Raw genomic sequence first — 20,240 nt, 5'->3', positions numbered from 1 at the left:
CCATTTCCGGAATACCGGCAGAACAGGAGACCCAGCCATGCAGAAGGACATCATCCACAACGACCCGCTCGCGGGCGACGAGGAGAACCGCAAGCCGGGCATCGGCATCACGGTGACCGTCCCGTTCCGTAACGCCGAGGACACCGAGGAGGACTGATCCTCCCCGGCCGGCCCGGTGCGCCACCCGGGCCGGCCGGACCGCCGCAGGTCACCGGCCGGCCGCCGGCCGCCTCCACCCCACCCCGCCGCCTACGAGGAGCCGACATGCGCGTCCTGCTGGTCAACATGCCCTGGTCCCCGATCGATCTCCCGTCCCTCGCACTCGGAATCCTCCGGCGAAGCGTCGACGAGCGCACCCCCGGCCACGCCGATGTCCTGCACGCCAACCTGGAGTTCACCGACTGGATCACCCGGCGCACCGGGTTCACCGCGGACGACTACCAGTTCTATGCGCTCTCCTCGTACTTCATGGGGTGCGGCGACTGGGTGTTCTCCTCCGCCCTCTACGACGACCCCGAGTGGCGGGTACCGGAGTTCCGCGCCTCGATGCGCGGCAAGTTACGGGACGAGCGGATCCGGATGTCCCACGAACTCCATCGCGTGGTACCGGAATTCGTCCAGGAGACCGCCGAGCGGATCGTCGCGGCCGGTCCCGACGTCGTCGGCTTCACCTCCACCTTTCAGCAGAACACCGCCGCGCTCGCCGCCGCCAAGTACGTCAAACGCCTCGCCCCGCACATCAGGACGGTGATGGGCGGAGCCAACTGCGACGCTGAACAGGGCGCCGCCGGCCACCGCAACTTCCCCTTCCTGGACTTCGTGGTCCGCGGCGAGGGCGAAGCCGCCTTCCCCCAGCTGCTCACCGCCCTCGACGAGGGCGGCGACCTGTCCGCCGTCCCCGGGCTGTGCCACCGAAGCCCCGACGGCACCAGCACCGCCAACCCGATGAGCACCAGCCCGCTGCCTCCGGCCACCCTCCTGCCGCCCGACTACAGCGGCTACTTCGAGCGGCTGGCGTCCTCCGTCGCCCGCAACTGGGTCGAACCCAAGCTCGTCGTCGAGGGGGCCCGCGGCTGCTGGTGGGGCGAGAAGCACCACTGCACCTTCTGCGGCCTCAACGGCTCCTTCATGCAGTTCCGCAGCAAGAGCCCCGACACCTTCTATGAAGAGATCATGGAGCTGGCACGCCGTCATCGCGTGCTGGACATGTACGTCGTCGACAACATCCTCGACATGGGGTACCTCAACACCGTTCTGCCCCGCATCATCGACAGCGGCTACGACCTGCGCCTGCACATCGAGATCAAGGCGAATATGCGCCGGACCCAGCTGCGCACCCTCGCCGACGCCGGGATGATCTACGTCCAGCCGGGCATCGAGAGCCTGAACAGCCGGGTGCTCGACCTGATGGACAAGGGCGTGAGCGGCTGCCAGAACGTCCGTATGCTCCGCGACGGAGCCGAGACCGGACTCTCCGTCTCCTGGAACTACCTCCATGGCTTCCCGGGCGAGACCGCCGCCGACTACGAGCCCGTCATCGCCCAGCTGCCGGCCCTGGAACACCTAGACCCGCCGGTCGACCTCTCCGCCCGCATCGCCATCGAACGCTTCAGCCCGTACTTCAACCGGCCCGAACTCGGCTTCACCGGTCTGCGGCCCGAGGAGCACTACCGCTTCACCTACGACCTGCCCGAGTCCGAACTGCACGACCTGGCCTACGTCTTCGAGGCACCCGAACGCGGCATCGGCGAACCCACCGTCACCTCCCTCAACGACGCCCTAGGCGCCTGGCGGAAACACCACACGGACAGCAGGCTCACCCACACCGACCTCGGCGACCGCATCGTGTGCGTCAGCCGCAGACGCGCCTTCGACTGGGGAGCCATGGAGCTCACCGGGCCCCTGGAACTCGCGGCCTTCCGGCTCCTCGACCAACCGCACGCCCCCGCCGCGCTGACCCGCAAGCTCGCCGCGCGCCTGCCGGAGCACCCGGTCGACGAGACTGTGGTGCAGGCCTTGCTCCAGCACTGGGTGACGCTCGGGCTGGTCTTCACCGACGCCGGTCAGTACGTCCACCTGGCGCCGGCGGCCGTCAACGAGGACCTGCTGCGGCTCGACTTCATGCGCCACCGCCACGCCACGCCCGCCCGGCAGGAGGCGCCGGTCGCGCCCCGGGCCGTCGTCCACGCCTGAGCGCCGCCCGGCCCACGAGGAGACACCCATGAGCTGCACCACCACCCCCGCACCCCGGGCACTGACGCTCGCCGCATGGCGGGACTACGACGAGGACGCCGCCACCCTGCCGGGCATGAGCCTGGGCGAACTCGACCTGACCGGCCCGCCGGAGGAGCACGCCGCCCGGCTGTGGGAGCTGGGGGTACGGCGCGCGCGGTTCGCCGAGGAGATCGACCTGACCGACGTCGACGCCCCCGATGCCGCCGCGTACGCGGTCCGGCGGCTGTGCCTGATCCGAGATCTGACGGCACGTGCGGTGCTGGTCCAGTGGCAGCTGCGCCTGCCGGCGGAGCCCGGCGACGGCTGGCGCGAGCTCAGCCACCTCCAGCCGCCGCGGACCCTCACCGGCCCCGCCGACGAGGCGGCCGCGCTGTCCCGGTGGCACAACGAGCACTACCTCTGCAAATGCCTGTGGCGCCAGGGCCCCGGATTCGTCCAGATCCGCGACCGCCGGTGGGGCAACCTGCGCCGCTTCACCGCGGACGAGCCCGCCTACCGGAAGGCGATCGGCCAACTGTCCTACGGCGCACCGCTGTCGGCCGTACCCGAGGCCATCGTCGCCGACTTCCTGGAGGAACGGCTGGTCTCCCGCACCGGACCGCTGCTGTGGTGGCTGCCGTACCGGGTGAACCGGTGGATCCAGGAGGCCATGGTCATCTGAGTGCCCGGGGACGCAGGGACACGGCCGGGGCTCGGCGGCCGTCACCGCAAAAGGCCGTCACGTGGCACCGCATCCCTCGGAGAGTGCCACGATGACGGCGACCGCGTCCGTCGCGGCCCTCACGCGCCGGCCGGATCCGCCGCGAGGAACGGATGCGGGGGAGGACGGGCTCGCGCCGTGTCGGCCGCATATCGGTCGACGGCAGTGTGCTGTCGGTGGGCTGTCGGCGGCCGCTGGGACCGTGCGGTGTGGGCGGCACCCGTCATCGAGGCGCAGTCCCGGCCGCCGCCAGATCACCCCGAGCGCAAGGAGCCTGCCATGTCCTCCGTCCTCAAGCCCCAGCCGTGGGACGTGCACCGGCTGCCTCCCGCCGAAGGCAAGAGCTTCCTGGTCACCGGCGGCAACGCGGGTATCGGGTACTTCGTCGCCGAGCAGCTCGCCGGCACCGGGGCCACGGTCGTCCTCGGCAGCCGCGACGCCACGAAGGCCGAGGCCGCGATCGTCTCGATCCGCTCCCGTGTCCCCGGCGCCGAGGTGCGCCATCTGCGGCTGGACTTGGCCGATCTCGCCTCGCTCAAGACGTCCGTGGCCGCGCTGGGGCTGGACCGTCTCGACGCGGTGGTCCACAACGCCGGGGTCGCGCTCGACGATCCACCGCGCCGCGAAACCAAGGACGGCCACGAGCTGATGTTCGCCACCAACCACCTCGGGCACTTCGCGCTGACCAGCCTGCTGGCCCCCGTGCTCGCGGCCACGCCAGGGAGCCGGATCGTCACCACGGGCAGCTTCGCGGCCAAATCCGAACGCCTTGACCTCGACGATCTCCAGAACACCCGCGACTACCGGCCTCAGCGCACCTACGGGCGCACGAAGCTGGCCCAGATGCTCTTCGGCTTCGAGCTCGACCGCCGGCTGCGCGCTGCGGGCAGTACGACGCTGAGCGTGGTCGTCCATCCCGGCGGCGCGCTGGACTCCCTCACTCCCGCACGCCCGCCGGTACGTGTCCGCACCACCGGCGAGCGGCTGCGCGGCCTGCCGCTGGGCCTTCTCGTCCAGGGCAAGGAGGCCGGCGCATGGCCCGCCGTCCGGGCCGTGCTCGACCCCGACGTGCGAGGCGGCCAGATGTGGGGACCGCGGGTGTTCGGGCTACGGGGCCGGCCCAGGGCCGAACCCCTGTGGGATCACCTGGCCGACGTCACGACCGCCGCGCGCCTGTGGTCCGCCAGCTGCGAACTGACCGGCGTCGACCCGGCCTTCGGCCCTCTGTGAGGGAGCTCGTCTCCAGAGCCGTCTGCGGGACGACTGTGGCGCAGACGACAGCGGGAAGCGGATGACGGCGTCGCTGTCGCGTGTTGCGAACAGCGGAGCGTCCACCGGCGGCGTTCTGCGACCGCTTCTCTCCTAGGAGACCCACAGTGCATTCCAGCGACTCCGCTGCCCGGGCGGCTCAGGTGCTCTCCCGCCCCTTCACCCTGGGCGGTCTCACCGTGCCGAACCGGATAGCCATGGCGCCGATGACCCGCGAGTTCTCGCCGGGCGGTGTCCCAGGTGCCGATGTCGCGGACTACTACGCGCGCCGTGCCGCCGGCGGGACCGGCTTGATCATCACCGAGGGCACCTACGTCGACCACGCGGCCGCCGGGACCAGCGACGCCGTGCCCCGTTTCCACGGAGCGGACGCACTCGCCGGCTGGGAGGGCGTCGTGCAGGCGGTGCATGCGGCGGGCGGGACGATCATGCCGCAGCTGTGGCACGTCGGCATGGCCCGCGCGGCAGGCGCGCCGCCGTTCCCGGACGCCCCGCCCTCCGGCCCGTCCGGCCTCGCCCTCGACGGAAACCCGTCCGGTCACGCCATGACCCGGCAGGACCTCGACGACGTCATCGCGGCGTTCGCCGACGCGGCCGCGACGGCCGAACGTCTCGGCTTCGACGGAGTCGAGCTGCACGGTGCACACGGCTACCTGATCGACCAGTTCCTGTGGTCGGCCACCAACCGGCGCACCGACGCGTACGGCGGCAGCCTCACCGCCCGTACACGCTTCGCCGCCGAGATCGTGGCGGCCTGCCGGGAAGCGGTCTCACTGGACTTCCCGGTCCTCTTCCGGATGTCCCAGTGGAAGATGGGCAACTATCAGGCACGCCTCGCCGAGACGCCGGAAGAACTCCAGGCGGTCGTGGGGCCGCTCAGCGACGCGGGTGTCAGTGCCTTCCACTGCTCGACGCGCCGCTACTGGCTGCCGGAGTACGAGGACTCGGACCTCAACCTCGCCGGGTGGGTCAAGAAGCTCTCCGGCAAGCCGACGGTCACCGTCGGCTCCGTCGGACTCGACAACGAGTTCATCGAGGCGTTCCGCGGCGAGCAGGCGGCCGTCACCGGCATCGACCGTCTGCTGGACCGGATGGAGCGTGACGAGTTCGACCTCGTCGCCGTCGGACGGGCCCTGCTCGGCGACCCGGAGTGGGCCGCCAAGGTCCTCGCGGGCCGCACCGGCGAACTCCGGCCGTTCGACGCCTCGATGCTGCGGACGCTCAGCTGACGGCCGGGACTCCCGAGCTGACGTAACACGGTGCGGGGCTGGGCGGTTGACGAACCGGCCGGCCCGGGCCGTGGCGACCACCGGGTGCGCGGTGTGCCGGCGGGTGCGGGCGCCCCGCACCCGGTGCGCCCGGTGGCCGTGTGCTCACAGCGGGTGTCCGGCCGGGGGTGGGCGATCCGCCCCCCGTGAGGTGGGCCTGCCGTGCCTCGCACGCGGGATGGGGGCGTGGCAAGGTGGTGGGTGAGGTTGCCTCCCTCGCGCCCATCCGTCGATTCCGATGTGGAGGCTCGCATGGACGACAAGGAGTTCTTCCAGGCAGTGGCGCATCGCACGGGGCTCTCGCGGCAGGAAGCGGCCGATCTCACCCGCGCCACTCTTGAGACGCTCGCCATTCGCCTGAGCGACGGCGAAGTCCGCGATCTGGCCCTCGAACTTCCCGAGCCGCTGCGTGGCTCGCTGGAGCGGGGGCGGGGCGAGACGGAGACCTTTGGGCCCGCTGAGTCGATCCGCAGGGTGCGCGAACACACCGCCCTGTCCAAGTCGGAAGCCACCCGCGGTGTACGGGCGGTGCTGGGGACGCTGCACGAGGCCATCTCGCAGAAGGAGTACGACCACGCCATGTCGCAGCTCGGCAAGGGGTATGCGCGGCTGGTGGAGGCCGGCTGACGGGTCCTTCCGCGTCCGGCCGTGTGCACGGCGGGAGTTGAGGGAGGGTGCCGACGGGCTGGTCGACCCGGGTCCGCCGAGTGTGCCGTGGCGGGCCGGCAGCCGGTGATCGCGTGGCGCGGTGAGGTGCCGCCTTGTCCGCTCCCGGTCGGCCAACTTCAGTCGTAGCGGCGGCCGTCGGTAGGAGGCGCGGCAGTGAAAGGGCTTGACGGGGCCGACTCCTGATGGTGCAGTGGATCATCCACTCAGTCACTGGTTCACTCGGTCCTCGGGTGGTGCACCGGCAACTGCTGCCCTGGGAGGGAAATCGTGGAGACGCTGCCCCGTGAGACCGTCGTCGACGTCCTGGAGAACCGGCTGCGGGAGGAGATCCTCACCGGCCGCTATCCCGCCGGCGACTATCTGCCCACCGAGCGCCGGCTGGCGGAGCGGTACGGCGTCAACCGCACCACCCTCAAGCACGCCTACGGCCGTCTCCTCCAGGCCGGTCTGCTGGAGACGCGGCACGGCGTAGGCACCCGGGTGCGCGACTTCCTGCGCCTGGGCGGCGCCGATCTGCTGCCGATGCTGGTCCGGCACAGCCCGGACTGGATCGGTGAGATCTTCGAAGTGCGGCGCAGTATCGGCATGTTGATCGCCGAGCGGGCCGCCACGCGCTCGGACGCCGGGCACCACGACGAACTGCGCCAACTGCTGGCGGCGGTCCGGACGGCCGAGGGCGGCGACGCCGTACAGCTGGCGGACATCGAGGTACACCGCGCGCTGGCCCGCGCCACCGGCAACCGCGTCTATCTGCTGTTGACCAACACCCTCTTCCACGCCTATCTGCCGGTCCGCTCCGCTCTGGTGCGGCCCTTCACCGACCCGGACGCCGCACACGCCCGGCTGGCGCCGGTGGTCGAGGCGGTGGTGGCGGGCGAGGCGGAAGCTGCGCGCACGGCCGCCGAGAGCTATCTGACCGCCACCGAACGGCTCATGCTGGACGAGCCGGCATGAGCGGCGACGACAGTGCCCGGGGGACAGCGTTCACCGAGACCATGCTCGGCTGCGCCCGGATCGACGGCGCGGACGGGACACGGCGGGCCCGGCTCGATCTGCGGGTGGCGGCGCAGCACGTACTGCAGCCGTTCGGGACGACCGAGGCCCGGCTGAGCGGACGCATACGCATCGCCGGATGGGCCGACGACCCGTACGCCACGGGCGAGATGGAGATCTCGCCGCTCGCCCGGCGCCGTATCCGCTACCGGCTGGCCTTCACCGTCCAAGGGCGCCGGCTGACCCTGGACGGCTGGAAGTCCGTCTCGCTGCGCCGTCCCGTCCGCTCGATGACGGTGCTGCCCTACACGCTCTATGACGGGGAAGAACGCATCGGCAGCGGCACCCTGCGCTTCCCCCTGACCACCGGCCTGGCCCCCTTCCTGGGCAGCGTCCGCTTTCCCCGCCGCGAGGACGGCAGCCGGCACCTGGCGCCGCGCTGGCGCGGAGAGCCCGGCCGCACCGAGGTCTGGTACACCACCGTCACCGACCCGGCGACCGGCCGCGGGCTGTGGCTGCACCACGAACTGACCGCGCCGACCGACGGCTCACCGGCCTTTGTGCACGGCTGGGCCGCCGTCTTCCCCGCGGCGGACCCGGACGGTCCGCAGGGCACGGTGCGGCATACGCGCTTCGGCCCCGAGCCCTGGCGCGGCGGCGAGGACGGTTTCCGTGCGGACGGCATCGTCGCCCGCCCCGGACACCTCGAAGGAGCGGCCGGCGACTTCCGCTGGGAGCTGACCGAACGTCCCGAGGACGAGCCGCTGTTCACCTTTCCCCGCTGGTCCTGGCGCCGCCCCCTGCTGCCCGCCGCGCAGATCCTCCCGGCGGCCCGTGCCTCCTACGACGGCACGGTCACCTACGGGGGCGAGAAACTGACCCTGCAGGGCGCGCCGGGCGCCTCCGCCCGTATCTACGGCCACGGCAACGCGCGCCGCTGGGCCTGGTTGCACGCGGACCTCGGCAACGGCGAGGTGCTGGAGATCGTCGCCGCGGTCTCGACACGACCGGGACTGCGCCGCCTGCCGCCCCTGGTCTTCCTGCGACTGCGCCGTGGCGGCCGGACCTGGCCCCGCCGGGCGGAGCGCGCCGCGCTCGGCTGGCTGGGACTCGGCCGCTTCCGCGCCGCCATCGGGCGTCCGGACTGGCGCGTCACAGGACGCGCCGGACTGCGCCGTATCCGCGTCGAGGTGAGCCTGCCCGCCGAGCGCACCCTGCGGCTCGACTACGCGGACCCCGACGGCAGTCCGGCCGTCTGCCGCAACAGCGAGACCGCCGACGCCGTCGTCCGCCTGGAACGCTGGCGGGGCCGCTGGCGTACGGAGGAGGAGTGGCTCCTCGAAGGAACCGCCCACACGGAGGTGGGGGAGCGATGAGCCTCGCCGGACTCGTCGCCGCCCTCCTGGCCGACGACGGCAGCGAACGCTGGCCGGCCACGGTGCCCCGGCGCCTCGACGACGTGCTGGCCTCGATGCCCGCGCCGGCCCGTGCCGGGATGCGCGGCGCGGCCGGCGCCGTTGACGCCTATGCGCTGGCCCGCACCGGACGCCCGCTCGCCGCCCTCGACCCGGCAGCGCGGGACGAGCTGATGACTGCGCTCGCCGCCCGGCCGCGCCTGGCCCCGCTGCTCGACCTGGTGAAGGTCCCGGTGCTGCTGGCCGCGGGCACGGAGCGGATGCTCGCCCACCAGGCGCGCGCGAGGCACGGTGCCGGCGGGCCGGGAACGCTCCCGCTCGCCTTCGCGCCGCCGCCCGACCCGTCGCTGGACTGCACACCCGCAGAGGACTGGCCGGAGCGCAGCACCGCGGACGCGGTGGTGGTCGGCTCCGGCGCCGGCGGCGCCATGGCGGCGCGTGTCCTCGCCCGTGCCGGGCTGCGCACCGTCGTCCTGGAGGAAGGGGACCACCACACCACCGCGTCCTTCGGCCGCCGCACGCCTCTGGAACGGTTCGCCGAGCTCTACCGCGACGGCGGCGCCACCGTGGCCGCCGGTCGCCCACCACTGCTGCTGCCCACTGGACGGGCCGTGGGCGGGACCACCCTCGTCAACTCCGGCACTTGTTACCGCGCCCCCGACCATGTGCTGGAGCGCTGGCGCACCGCCTTCGGACTCGACCTCGCCGACGGCTTCGGGGCCCACCTCGACGAGGCGGAGCGCACCCTGGGCGTGGCCACCCAGCCCCTCGACGTCCTCGGCAACAACGGGCTGCTCACCCTCGCCGGGGCGGAGCGGCTCGGGTGGCGGGCCGCGCCGCTGCGCCGCAACGCCCCTGGCTGCAAAGGCTCCTGTCAGTGCGTCGTGGGCTGTCCCACCGGCGCCAAACAGAGCGTGCAGCTGTCGGTGCTGCCCGACGCCTGCGCCGCCGGAGCCCGGATCGTCACCCGGGCACGGGTGCGGCGGATTCTGGTGGATGCCGACCGGCCCGGCGGCCCGCGGGCGGCGGGGGTGGCCGTTCAGCGTCCGGGCGGCGGTGACCTGGAGATTCTGAGTCCGCTGGTGGTGGTCGCGGCAGGCGCCCTGCAGTCGCCGCCGCTGCTGCGCCGCTCCGGGCTGGGCACCCATCCCCGGCTGGGCCGCAACCTCAGTGTCCATCCGGCGACCAGCGTGGCGGGCCGCTTCGCCGAGCCCGTGACGGCCTGGGAGGGGGTGCTGCAGAGCGTCGGCGTCGAGGAACTGCACAGCGGCGGCATCCTCATCGAGGCGACCGCCACCCCACCGGGCATGGGCAGTTTCGTCCTGCCGGGCGTGGGCCGTGAGCTGCGCCGCGAACTGGACGGCGCCGACCGGCTGGCCACCCTCGGCGCCATGATCGCGGACCGCCCTTCGGGCCGGGTCCTGGGCCGGGACCGCACCGTGCTCCGCTACGACCTCGACCCCCGCGATGCGGGCCGTCTGATGACCGCGGTACGCGCCATGGGCGAATTGCTCTTCGCCGCCGGTGCCCAGGAAGTGTTGACCGGTATCCCCACCGCACCGCGCGCCCGCTCCCTGCCCGAGCTGTCCGCCCTGCTGGACGGGGTGAGCGCCCGCCGGCTCCATCTCTCGGCCTTCCACCCCACCGGAACCGTGGCCGCAGGGGCGGATTCCCGCCGATGCCCCGCCGACGGGGAAGGCCGGCTGCGCGGCGTCCACGGGGTGCTGATCGCCGACGGCTCGCTGCTGCCCAGCTGCCCCGAGGTGAACCCGCAGCTGAGCATCATGGCCGCGGCTCTGGGCGTCGCGGAGCGAGCGGTGGCGGCGGGGTGAGTGCAGCACCGTCCCGGACCGCCGCTCGGCCGGGTGGCCCTCGGGGCCGGATGATCGTCCCGTTCTCCGCCGCTCAGCGACTGAGGAGGCGGGTGGCGCTCTTTCCCGGTGGAAACGCGCCTGGCACGCTGGGCTGGGATCATGGAGACACGCGATCGCGACGGTTCGCCGGGAACGGAGAAGGAGCACGATGACCCAGGCCCGGACAGTGACGTTCCCTTCCGGTGTGCGGGTGCCCGCGCTCGGACAGGGCACCTGGCACATGGGGGACGACCCCGCGCGGCGTGCCGAGGAGATCGCCGCCCTCCGGCGCGGCCTGGATCTGGGGCTGACCGTGATCGACACGGCGGAGATGTACGGAAACGGCGCCGCCGAGGAGCTGGTCGGCGAAGCGCTGCAGGGCCGTCGGGACGAGGCGTTCGTCGTCAGCAAGGTGTTGCCGTTCCACGCCGACAGAAAGGGCACGGTCAACGCCTGCCATGCGAGTCTGCGCCGCCTCAGGACCGACCGGATCGATCTCTATCTGCTGCACTGGCGGGGCAGCGTGCCGCTCCACGAGACCGTCGAGGCCCTGGAATCACTGGTGGCACAGGGCAGTATCGGCTCGTGGGGAGTGAGCAATTTCGACGTCGATGACCTCGCTGAGCTGCCCGACGGCGCCCACCCGCAGACCGATCAAGTGCTCTACAACCTCACCCGTCGAGGCCCGGAGTACGACCTCTTTCCCCGTTGCCGGGAACTCGCCGTCCCGATCATGGCCTACTCGCCCGTGGAGCAGGGCCGGTTGCTGGGCCACGAGGCACTGCAGTCCCTGGCTTCCGCCCACGGGAGGTCCCCCGCGCAGGTGGCGCTCGCCTGGGTCCTGCGCCGGGACGACGTCATCGCCATTCCCAAGGCGTCCAGCATCGCGCATGTCGAGGACAACCGTGCCGCCCTCGACCTGCATCTCACGGAGGACGACCACCGCCTTCTCGACGAGGCCTTCCCACCCCCGACCGGCAAACAGCCCCTGGAGCTGCTGTAACCCGGCGTGACCTCGCCGGTTTCCCTCGCGGACACTCGCGCCGACCCCGCGTCTCGCCGGCCGGGCACCCGCCGTCACCGAAGGGAACCGCCGGCCTACGGACGTGCGGGGGCTGTCTCGGCGCGGTCCCTCCACGTCATCGGGTGGCCTTGCTCGCGCAGGTGATGCAGGTCGTCGCCGTCGGACGGGCGGAGAGCCGCCCCGCGGAGATCGGGCCCCCGCAGCGCTCACAGGTGCTGTATGTGCCGGCGGCTATCCGCCGGGCGGCTCGATCGAGGTCGTCCAGGTCGGCGTGTGCTTGCTTCAGCACGTCCCGCAGGTGGGCCCGTTCGAAGGCGACCGTCGCTCCCTCGGGGTCGTGCTCGTCGTCATTGGACGTCAGGGCCGCCGCTTCGACGACGCCGTCCCACAGCCGCGTCAACGAGCTGATCAGCCGCTCGGTGGCGACCCGGTCCTCGTTGATCCGCTCCGTCGCGGCCGTCCATCGCGCCGGTGAGCCCCCGGCGCTTTCGGTGTCATCCTCCACGTGACTACACAACGAAATAGGCGGTCTGCCTATTCCGGCAGGCACCCGTCCGGCCCAGTCCGACGCCATCCGGTCGCTGACCCGCCGCTGATTCCGCCAAGGGCCATGGGGCCGTGTGCCGACCGGCAGGGACGGCCGCAGCCGCTCCCATTCGGCCTTTTGCGTCAGATCGCTGCGGCGTCATGAACGCCGCCGGTACACCCCTCGGCTCTCCGGGTACGGACGAGCACGCACGAACTCCCGTGCTGCGCGCTTGATGTGACTGATGGTGTGCGGCGGCGAGCCTCTTTGGCGTCCTCCGAGGTATCTGTACCGTCAGCCCGGCGAGGGGGGCGACCACGTGGGATGAGGAGTTCGGACCGTGACAGCCGTTCAGCAGACGGAATCGCTGCAACCAGCCAAGCGGCGACAGAATGCCGGACGGGTGGTGGTGGATTGGCTGACGACCACCGACCACAAAACGATCGGCACGCTCTATCTGAGTACGTCGTTCGGATTCTTCATGATCGGCGGACTTCTGGCGCTCGCCATTCGGGCGGAGCTGGCCCGACCAGGGCTGCAAATCCTCTCGAACGAGCAGTTCAACCAGGCGTTCACGATGCATGGCACCATCATGCTGCTGATCTTCGCGACACCGTTGTTCGCCGGTTTCGCGAACTGGATCATGCCCTTGCAGATCGGCGCACCCGACGTCGCCTTCCCGCGGCTCAACATGTTCGCCTATTGGCTCTACCTGTTCGGCTCCCTGATCGCCCTGTGCGCCTTCATCACACCCGACGGGGCTGCGGACTTCGGCTGGACCGCCTACACCCCGCTGTCAGGCCCCATCCGCACCCCCGGAATCGGTGGCGACCTGTGGGTGATGGGACTGGCCTTTTCCGGTTTCGGAACGATCCTGGGGTCGGTCAACTTCATCACGACGATCATCTGTATGCGCGCGCCCGGCATGACGATGTTCCGGATGCCGATCTTCACCTGGAACATCCTGCTGACGGCCGTGCTCGTGCTGTTCGCCTTTCCCGTTCTGGCCGCCGCGCTGCTGGTGCTGGAGGCGGACCGGAAATTCGGTGCGCATGTCTTCGACCCCGCGAACGGGGGCTCGTTGTTGTGGCAGCACCTCTTCTGGTTCTTCGGCCACCCCGAGGTCTACATCATCGCGCTGCCGTTCTTCGGCATCGTCACCGAGATCTTCCCCGTCTTCAGCCGCAAGCCCATCTTCGGCTATGTCGGACTCATCGCGGCGACAATCTCCATTGCGGGGCTTTCGGTCACGGTCTGGGCCCACCACATGTTCGTGACCGGAGCGGTACTTCTGCCGTTCTTCTCCTTCATGTCCTTCCTCATCGCGGTCCCGACGGGGGTGAAGTTCTTCAACTGGGTCGGCACGATGTGGCACGGTGCGCTGTCCTTCGAGACCCCCATGCTCTGGGCGATCGGATTCCTGGTGACCTTCCTCTTCGGCGGGCTCACCGGCGTTCTGCTGGCCTCACCGCCGATGGACTTCCATGTCTCCGACTCGTACTTCGTCGTCGCCCACTTCCACTACACCGTGTTCGGCACCGTGGTCTTCGCGATGTTCGCCGGCTTCTACTTCTGGTGGCCCAAGTTCAGCGGCAGAATGCTCGATGAACGTCTCGGCAAAATCCACTTCTGGACCCTGTTCATCGGATTCCATCTCACCTTTCTCATCCAGCACTGGCTCGGCGTCGAAGGCATGCCGCGCCGCTACGCCGACTATCTGGCGTCCGATGGCTTCACCACGCTGAACACGCTCTCCAGCATCGGCTCGTTCCTGCTGGGCCTCTCGGTGCTGCCGTTCCTCTACAACGTCTGGAGAACGGCCAAGTACGCGCCGAAGGAAGTCGTGGACGACCCGTGGGGCTACGGACGCTCCCTCGAGTGGGCCACCTCGTGCCCGCCGCCGCGGCACAACTTCACCACGCTGCCCCGGATCCGCTCCGAGTCGCCGGCCTTCGACCTGCATCACCCCGATGTCGCCGCCCTGGAGAGCGCCAGGAAGGCCGCGCGGCGCGACGGGGTCGCCTCCCGAGAGCCACATGGCACCGACCGCCCTTCGGGGGACGAGACGCGCTGAGCGGGTTGCGCCATGACCGACAGCCGGACGCCGGACAGTCGCACCGTCCAGGCGGGCATCGCCAGCATGGAGGGGTATCTGCTGTGGCAGGCGGAAATCGACCGCGCCCGCAGCGACGCCGAAGCCTTCGTCGACGCCCTCGACTGGCCGACCACCGCCCAACGGGAGGAGCTGGTGGGCCTGTTGGCCCGCCGGCAGCTCGACCTCTCGCAGCTGACCGTCACCCGTATCGCCACCCGCGCACTCCAGCTCCGCCGGGAGTACCAGCAGCGCTATGACGTCCTCAAACGCCGCGTCCTGGCAACCGCGCTGGCCCTGCTGGCGGCCCTGGTGCTGCTGAACGTCCTGCTGCTGGCCCACTGAGCGGTGTTACGAACCGAGCCGCCGGTGCCGTGGCCGCCGGCGTCCCGGTCGCCGCGACGCAGTCGGCCGAGTGGCCCCGGCGCGCCCTCAGGTACGCCCGTAGCGGCTGGTCTGATCGGCGAACTCCAAGGCCATCTCGGTGGTGACCGTGGGGCGGGTGCGGCGGATGGTCTGCAAGTAGTCCCCGGTGGCCGGGTGGGCGCGATGTCCGGATGCGAGGGTGCGCTCGAAGACGCTCTGCGCGACGGTACGCGCCGCCTGCGCGATGTCGGCGGGAGTGAACCCCTCGCTGGCCTCCGCGAGGACGGCGGTGTCGGCCTCGGCTCCCGCCCTGGCGAGGTAGCTGTCCCACAGGGCGCCGCGTGCTTCGGAGTCGGGCGGCCCGACCGGCAGTACATAGTCGAACCGGCCGTGGCGCAGGAACGCCGGGTCCAGTGTGGCCACGTTGTTGGTGGCGCAGATCAGCAGTCTGCCGTCGCGGTCGCGGAACCGCACGATCGACTTGAGGAGTTCATTGACGACTCCCACGGACACCGGGTCGGACTCGCTGCGCACGCTCGCGACCTCTTCGACCTCGTCGATGAAGACGAGTACGTGCTCCAGCTGGGCCACCTGGTCGAAGCGCCGGCTCAGCCCCGTCGCCAGGCCGTCCTCCAGCGCGAGCCGGGACGGGAAGAGCTCCACGAAGGGCCACCCCAGGCGGCTGGCCACCGCCTTGGCGAAGGTGCTCTTACCGGTGCCGGGCGGGCCGAAGAGGACAACGGCCTGCGGTGGTTCGACACCGTGCTCGGCTGCCATCTCGGGGTGGGCGAGCGGCAGGACGAGCCGGCGCTCGATGAGGCCCTTCTCCTCCGCCATCCCCGCGAGCTTCTCCCACAGCCCCGTCGGCGGCACCACTCCGCCCAGGGAAAGCAGTACGGCGGAATCCTGCGCGGTGACCGCTTCGGCCTTCTCGAAGTAGGTGAGCCCCGGGTGGGGACGGAAGCCCGAGTGATGCAGGGCCGCGGAACCGGTCTCGCCCTCGGGCAGCACTGCCGCCATCGTCGTGGCGCCCGCCGCCTGCAGGCGGCGTTCGAGAGCCGCCAGCATCGCGCTGCCCATGCCGAGGTTCCGCCATGAGGGATGCAGGCTGATCCGCAGGATCCATGCCCGGTCGCCCTCCACCCGGCCCACCGCGGCACCCACGAGGCGTCCGTCGGCGACCGCGACGACGGTGGGATGGCGCCCCTGCAGCGCCGCGACCACGTCAGAAAGGCGGAAGACCCCGGAGGGGTCGGCGGACGCCCCCTCGGCATCGAGCCGGACGATCGCTTCGAGATCGTCCGGAGAGAAGTCCCGCACATGCCAGCCGGCCATCCGCAGCCTCCTGTGAGGCGCCGCATTCCCTTCCATGATGCGCCCAGGGCACCCCGGGCGCATCGTTGGTCGACGGCGGCCTCACCCCGACCTGAACGCCCCGTTGCCCGCCGGTGGCGGCGCTCAGCGCGGCGCCACCGCCACCGGTGAGAGCGGCCCGCCCGCCCCCGGGGTAGCCGAAGGACCCCGCGCCACCCTGAGCGAGCAGGTCCGGGGCGATGTCGGTGTCGATTTCGGCCAGGGCAGCGTCTTCGTCCCGGACGAGACGGGAGCGGTCATCCACGAGGCCTACCCGAGGCGCTCCATGGCCACGTCCCAACTGACCCGCTGTCACAGCGGCAGGGACACCGTCCGGGACGGCACAAGGCCGAAGGGCTCAAGGGGCCGGCACGGGGTCAGGTGGTTTTGGTCTGGCCGCCGTCGAGGACGAATTCGGCACCGGTGATGTTGCCGGCGCGGGGGGAGGCCAGGAACACCGCGAGATCGGCGACCTCTTGGGGTTCGCTGATCCGCCCGGTGGAGATGCCCATCTGCCGGGGAACGACCTCGTCCAGCGCCGCCTGGGCAGTACTGCCGGCACCGGCGGCGACGGATTCGGCGAAGCCACCCGGGTCGGTCCAGAACGGGGTGCGCACCGGCCCGGGGGCGACCGCATTGACGCGTACGCCGCGCGGCGCGAACTCCTCCGACAGCGCCTTGGTGAGGTTGCTCAGCGCAGCCTTGGCGGCCGAGTAGTCCACCACCATGGGGAACGGAAGGCGGGCATTGACGGAGCTCACGTTCACCACCGCTCCGCCACCGTCGGCAAGCAGCAGCGGCATCGCGGCCCGGCTGGCCCGGACGGCACTGAAGAAGGTCAGATCGAAGACCCGCTGCCACTCGTCGTCCCCGACCTCCAGGAAACCGGAACGGGGGCGGGTGACCCCCAGGTTGTTGACCAGTACATCGATTCCCCCGTGCTGGTCCGCCGCGGCCCCGACCAGCCGGTCCGCACCGTCGGGCGCCGACAGGTCGACCGGGACAAAGGTGACGTCGTGCCGCTCGCGCAGCGCGGCGAGCTCCGGCGTTCGGTGACGACTGCCGACGACGACCCGTGCGCCTTCACGGCCGAACGCCTCGGCGACCGCCAAGCCGATGCCCTTACTGCCGCCGGTGACGACGGCGACCTTGCCGACGAGGTTCAGATCCATGGGCGTCCGCTCCTCCACCGGCGTCCGGGAGCCGGGAAAACCGTAGAAACCGGGCACATTGGCTCAGTATCACTCCCGGAACCTTCACCGGCACCCGGCGCCACGAGCCCATCGGGGCGATTTCCTTCCCGGGCTGCCGGAGCGGTCGCGCCGTGGGCCCGCCGCCCTGCTCCGTCTCGGCCGGCCACCGAGCGGGACCAGCTGGAGCGGGGCCGGCCCGGCCGGCCGTCAGCCTTCGGCGGCGGCCGTCGGGCCGGGTGGCTCCTCGGGCCCAGGGCAGTACGGATTTACCATGAACATGCCTTTGAGCCAGATCTTCGGGTGGGCCTTGACCAGCGGCAGGATCAGATCGCTGCGGAACAGTTCCAGGTCGTACATGCACAGGCCCACCAGGGGACAGGACCGCAGCCAGTCCGTCGCGTTCACCTCGGACCGGACGAGGTCGTCGATGAAGGACGGCTGCACCAGCGGCCCGGCCCAGCTCATATCGGCCGCCAGCCGGGCATAGGTCCCGTTGCCGTCCGGGAAGGTCTTGTCGGACCAGGCGTACATCCGGGCCAGTGTGCGGTCTCCGTCGAAGATCCCATCCTGCAGGTATTCGTCCGGCCCCTTGATCTGGAGGTTGTCGACATCCCGCCCGCCCGCCGGGCCATCCACGGCCAAGGTCTCGCGGAACGTGCGGCCCTCTCCGTCCGCGGCCAGCAGGAGACAGCTGTGCCCCTCGCTCAGGCCGTCCGCGAAGTACGGCGTCATCAGCCGGTCCCGCTCGGCACGTCCCCGGTACAGGGCACAGATGTGGTCGCCGGGAGTCAGCGGAACTCCGCTCAGTGCGGCGAAGGACGCCGTGGGGGTGTCCGCTGTCCGCTGGTGCATCGCTCGTCTCCTGGTCAGGGTCGGCCGCCCAGGACTTTCCACACCCGGGTGGCGACGTGCAGGTTCAGCCGGCTGTCGACGTCCCCGAGGTCGCTGCCGCTGACCTCGCGGATGCGCTGGAGCCGGTAGCGCAGGGTGCTGCGGTGGATGGCAAGGGTGGCTGCCGTGGCGTCGTAGTTGCCGCCGCACTCGAAGTACTGGGAGAGGGTCTGGACCAGGTCCGAGTGGTGTGCGGCGTCGTAGTCCAGGAGCGGGCCGAGCCACTCACGGACGAACTGCTCGACCTCCCGGTAGCCGCCGCCCGGCCCGAGGATGCGGTAGAGGCCCAGCTCGTCGAAGGTCGTGGTGCCGTGCGGTGACTGCGAGCGCTGGCGGACCTCCAGCGCGCGCAGCGCCTCCTGGAACGAGCGCGGAATCTCGCTCGGGGTGTCGCAGCGGCCGCCCACACCGATCGATCCGGTGGGCGAGCCCAGTTCGCGTACGACCGCCTCGTGCAGGGCCTTCGCCCGCGGACGCCCTTGCAGCACGAGGACGGCCATCCCGGAGCGTCTGGCCAGCAGTGACCGCATCCGCAGGCCGGCCGCCGACCTGCCGACTGCTTGCACGAAGGCGTCGTCGGCCGGACGGCCCGCCCATTGCACCGCGGCGAGATAGTGCGGGCCGTGCAGATCATGGCCGACGGCGGCCGCCCGGGCGTAGGCGCTCTCGTCGTCGGCGCCGGTGATCAGGTCGTCCACGAGTTCGCGCCGTAGCCGCAGTTCCACCTCGGCGAGGTTGCGCAGATGGGCCAGTTCCAGGGCCAGGGCGGTCCCGGCGTAATCGAGGGCGAACCGTTCTTCCTCGCCGGTGCCTGCTTCGGGGTTGATCAGGGCCACCGTGCCGAGGATCTCGCCACGGTGCCGGGCCAGGGCGATGACCCGTTCCCCCACCCGCACCGGCCGCAGCCTGCGGGCCACCTCCTGCAGAAGCTCTTCGTGCAGGGTCGCCTCGGGTTTGGGGTACGGGTCGGGACGGCCCGGGCCCGCCCAGGCCCGCAGATTGCCGAAGCGGTCCTCGATGGCCACCGGGTGGCCGGTGAGCCGGTGGAGAGCCTCGGCGATGCCCTGGACGCCGTCGTCGTTCGCGGAGGCGTCGCTGAGAATCTCGTGGACGGAGCGCTGGTGCTCCAGTTCGGAGACGGACGTGGTGAGCCGGGCGTTCGTGGCCGCGCGGTCGTCGCTGAGCTGCCGCAATTGCTGTTCACGGTCGCGTTCCGTGCGCCGGGCCATGGCTTGCGTCAGGGCCGCCGCGGTCTGCTGAGCCAGGACCCGCAGCAGGAAGTACTCGTCATCGGTGGGCCGGGACGGTGCGCTGACCACCAGGTGGCCGATGGCGTCCGCCGTGCTGTGCAGCGCGAGGCTCCAGCCCCATTCCCGGTCCGGCACCGTGACCGGCCCGTCCTGACCGCCCAGTCTCCGGACCTGGGCATCGAGGTGGGCGGTGGCGTGGGGCCAGTCGGCGGGTGCGCGGGTCAGGCCGTTGTCGAGCGTGAGGTAGGCACCCTCGGCGCGGCACGGACCGAGGGTGCCAACGGCGGTGAGTGCCCGCGTCAGGACGTCGCTCTCGTCCGGCGCGTCATTCATGATCATCGAGAGCACGAAGAGGCTGTACAGGTTCGCCAGGTGCTCGCGGCCCCAGCTGTTCCGGGGGGACCGGCCCGCCGTGCCTGAGGTCGTGGTCATGGTGGGATCACGGGCCTTTCTAAGGGACTCGCCCGGGATCCACACTACGCAGATCTTGTCCGATATGTCGGCCTCGATCAGCTCACCCCGCCAGACCGAGATCGCCTACGGATTTCGGCCTCGCAGGCGCAGGCCGCGGGTCGCCTGCGATGGCGAGACTGAAGCGGTCAGCGGTGAATCAGTAGCAGCGGTGTGTCGCCGGGAGGAGGGGACATGAGCCAGCAGGATCGTCGGACCATCGCGTCCTACCCCACCTACGCGGAGGCCGAGCGCGCAGTCGATTACCTATCTGACCAGGAATTCCCTGTGGAACGAGTCGCCATCATCGGCCACGACCTCCAACTCGTCGAACAAGTTGTGGGTCGTGTCGGCTTCGGGAGGGCGGCGCTGAGCGGGGCCGCGTCCGGTGCTCTCCCCGGCGCTCTGATCGGCTGGCTTTTCGGTCTGCTCGATTGGCTCAACCCGGTGCTGTCGTCGCTGTTGCTGGCCCTCTACGGGCTGATCTTCGGGGCGCTGATCGGTGCGCTGCTCGGGCTGCTTCTGTACGGCCTGCAGCGCGGGCGCCGCGACTTCGCTTCCGTGAGTGTGATGCAGCCGAGCCGGTACGAGGTCGTGGTGGACGCCGAGGTGGCCGATGAGGCCGCCAAGCTGCTCGACCGGCTCGGGAGCGCGGCGGCCGGCACCACCGCCAGCGAGAAGTGAGACCCCGCG

17 protein-coding genes are annotated in these 20,240 nt (G+C 71.1%); 12 read left to right on the top strand and 5 right to left on the bottom strand.

The features are described 5' to 3' along the window. Positions 1 to 264: 264 nt before the first annotated feature. The 9 genes from ACGFWI_RS12625 to ACGFWI_RS12585 all read left to right on the top strand — a co-directional run bounded on the left by ACGFWI_RS12625 (position 265) and on the right by ACGFWI_RS12585 (position 11,405). Complete coding sequence (locus ACGFWI_RS12625) at positions 265 to 2,193, top strand: RiPP maturation radical SAM C-methyltransferase (protein WP_393905945.1); 1,929 nt, start codon at positions 265 to 267, stop codon at positions 2,191 to 2,193. Positions 2,194 to 2,221: 28 nt separating this feature from the next. Continuing rightward, a complete protein-coding gene (locus tag ACGFWI_RS12620; RefSeq protein WP_393905944.1) occupies positions 2,222 to 2,896 on the top strand; it encodes a DUF5825 family protein in 675 nt (224 codons plus the stop codon). Positions 2,897 to 3,214: 318 nt separating this feature from the next. Continuing rightward, entirely contained in the window at positions 3,215 to 4,165 is a 951-nt protein-coding gene (locus ACGFWI_RS12615; protein ID WP_393905943.1) for an SDR family NAD(P)-dependent oxidoreductase, read from the top strand. Between the two features lie 146 nt (positions 4,166 to 4,311). After that, on the top strand, positions 4,312 to 5,433 hold the full coding sequence (locus ACGFWI_RS12610; RefSeq protein ID WP_393905942.1) for an NADH:flavin oxidoreductase: 1,122 nt from the start codon (positions 4,312 to 4,314) through the stop codon (positions 5,431 to 5,433). 291 nt (positions 5,434 to 5,724) lie between these two features. Then, positions 5,725 to 6,099, top strand: a complete 375-nt coding sequence (locus tag ACGFWI_RS12605) for a DUF2267 domain-containing protein (protein WP_393905941.1) — start codon at positions 5,725 to 5,727, stop codon at positions 6,097 to 6,099. A gap of 309 nt (positions 6,100 to 6,408) precedes the next feature. Next, positions 6,409 to 7,095, top strand: coding sequence for a FadR/GntR family transcriptional regulator (locus ACGFWI_RS12600; RefSeq protein ID WP_393905940.1), 687 nt, complete (start codon positions 6,409 to 6,411; stop codon positions 7,093 to 7,095). Next, positions 7,092 to 8,510, top strand: coding sequence for a hypothetical protein (locus ACGFWI_RS12595; RefSeq protein WP_393905939.1), 1,419 nt, complete (start codon positions 7,092 to 7,094; stop codon positions 8,508 to 8,510). Before ACGFWI_RS12600 ends, ACGFWI_RS12595 begins: the two co-directional genes overlap by 4 nt. Continuing rightward, entirely contained in the window at positions 8,507 to 10,381 is a 1,875-nt protein-coding gene (locus ACGFWI_RS12590) for a GMC family oxidoreductase N-terminal domain-containing protein (RefSeq protein WP_393905938.1), read from the top strand. The genes ACGFWI_RS12595 and ACGFWI_RS12590 overlap by 4 nt, the downstream gene beginning before the upstream one ends. Positions 10,382 to 10,571: 190 nt before the next feature. Next, complete coding sequence (locus ACGFWI_RS12585) at positions 10,572 to 11,405, top strand: aldo/keto reductase (RefSeq protein WP_393905937.1); 834 nt, start codon at positions 10,572 to 10,574, stop codon at positions 11,403 to 11,405. Between the two features lie 136 nt (positions 11,406 to 11,541). On the opposite strand, the gene ACGFWI_RS12580 is transcribed toward ACGFWI_RS12585, so the two are convergent. Continuing rightward, the gene (locus tag ACGFWI_RS12580; protein WP_393905936.1) at positions 11,542 to 11,931 is read right to left on the bottom strand and encodes a TraR/DksA family transcriptional regulator; all 390 of its coding nucleotides are present in this window, start codon (positions 11,929 to 11,931) and stop codon (positions 11,542 to 11,544) included. A gap of 361 nt (positions 11,932 to 12,292) precedes the next feature. Here ACGFWI_RS12580 and ctaD point away from each other — a divergent pair, with 361 nt between their 5' ends. Next, the gene (gene ctaD / locus ACGFWI_RS12575; RefSeq protein WP_393905935.1) at positions 12,293 to 14,026 is read left to right on the top strand and encodes a cytochrome c oxidase subunit I; all 1,734 of its coding nucleotides are present in this window, start codon (positions 12,293 to 12,295) and stop codon (positions 14,024 to 14,026) included. A gap of 12 nt (positions 14,027 to 14,038) precedes the next feature. Next, a complete protein-coding gene (locus tag ACGFWI_RS12570; RefSeq protein WP_393905934.1) occupies positions 14,039 to 14,389 on the top strand; it encodes a hypothetical protein in 351 nt (116 codons plus the stop codon). Positions 14,390 to 14,476: 87 nt separating this feature from the next. On the opposite strand, the gene ACGFWI_RS12565 is transcribed toward ACGFWI_RS12570, so the two are convergent. The 4 genes from ACGFWI_RS12565 to ACGFWI_RS12550 all read right to left on the bottom strand — a co-directional run bounded on the left by ACGFWI_RS12565 (position 14,477) and on the right by ACGFWI_RS12550 (position 19,529). Then, on the bottom strand, positions 14,477 to 15,745 hold the full coding sequence (locus ACGFWI_RS12565) for an ATP-binding protein (RefSeq protein ID WP_393905933.1): 1,269 nt from the start codon (positions 15,743 to 15,745) through the stop codon (positions 14,477 to 14,479). A gap of 395 nt (positions 15,746 to 16,140) precedes the next feature. Further along, positions 16,141 to 16,935 (bottom strand): oxidoreductase, encoded by a 795-nt coding sequence (locus ACGFWI_RS12560; protein ID WP_393905932.1) that lies wholly within the window; start codon positions 16,933 to 16,935, stop codon positions 16,141 to 16,143. Positions 16,936 to 17,163: 228 nt separating this feature from the next. Continuing rightward, on the bottom strand, positions 17,164 to 17,808 hold the full coding sequence (locus tag ACGFWI_RS12555; RefSeq protein WP_393905931.1) for an MEDS domain-containing protein: 645 nt from the start codon (positions 17,806 to 17,808) through the stop codon (positions 17,164 to 17,166). A 14-nt stretch (positions 17,809 to 17,822) separates the two neighbouring features. Further along, entirely contained in the window at positions 17,823 to 19,529 is a 1,707-nt protein-coding gene (locus ACGFWI_RS12550; protein ID WP_393905930.1) for a PucR family transcriptional regulator, read from the bottom strand. 213 nt (positions 19,530 to 19,742) lie between these two features. Between ACGFWI_RS12550 and ACGFWI_RS12545 the strand changes: the two genes are divergently transcribed. Further along, positions 19,743 to 20,231 carry a general stress protein gene (locus ACGFWI_RS12545; protein WP_393905929.1) on the top strand — a complete coding sequence of 163 codons (489 nt, stop codon included), beginning with the start codon at positions 19,743 to 19,745 and terminating at the stop codon, positions 20,229 to 20,231. Positions 20,232 to 20,240: the final 9 nt, after the last annotated feature.

The sequence above is a fragment of the Streptomyces sp. NPDC048434 genome, from assembly GCF_043200375.1.
Taxonomy (GTDB): domain Bacteria; phylum Actinomycetota; class Actinomycetes; order Streptomycetales; family Streptomycetaceae; genus Streptomyces.
This window is presented reverse-complemented; position numbering and strand designations above follow the sequence as displayed.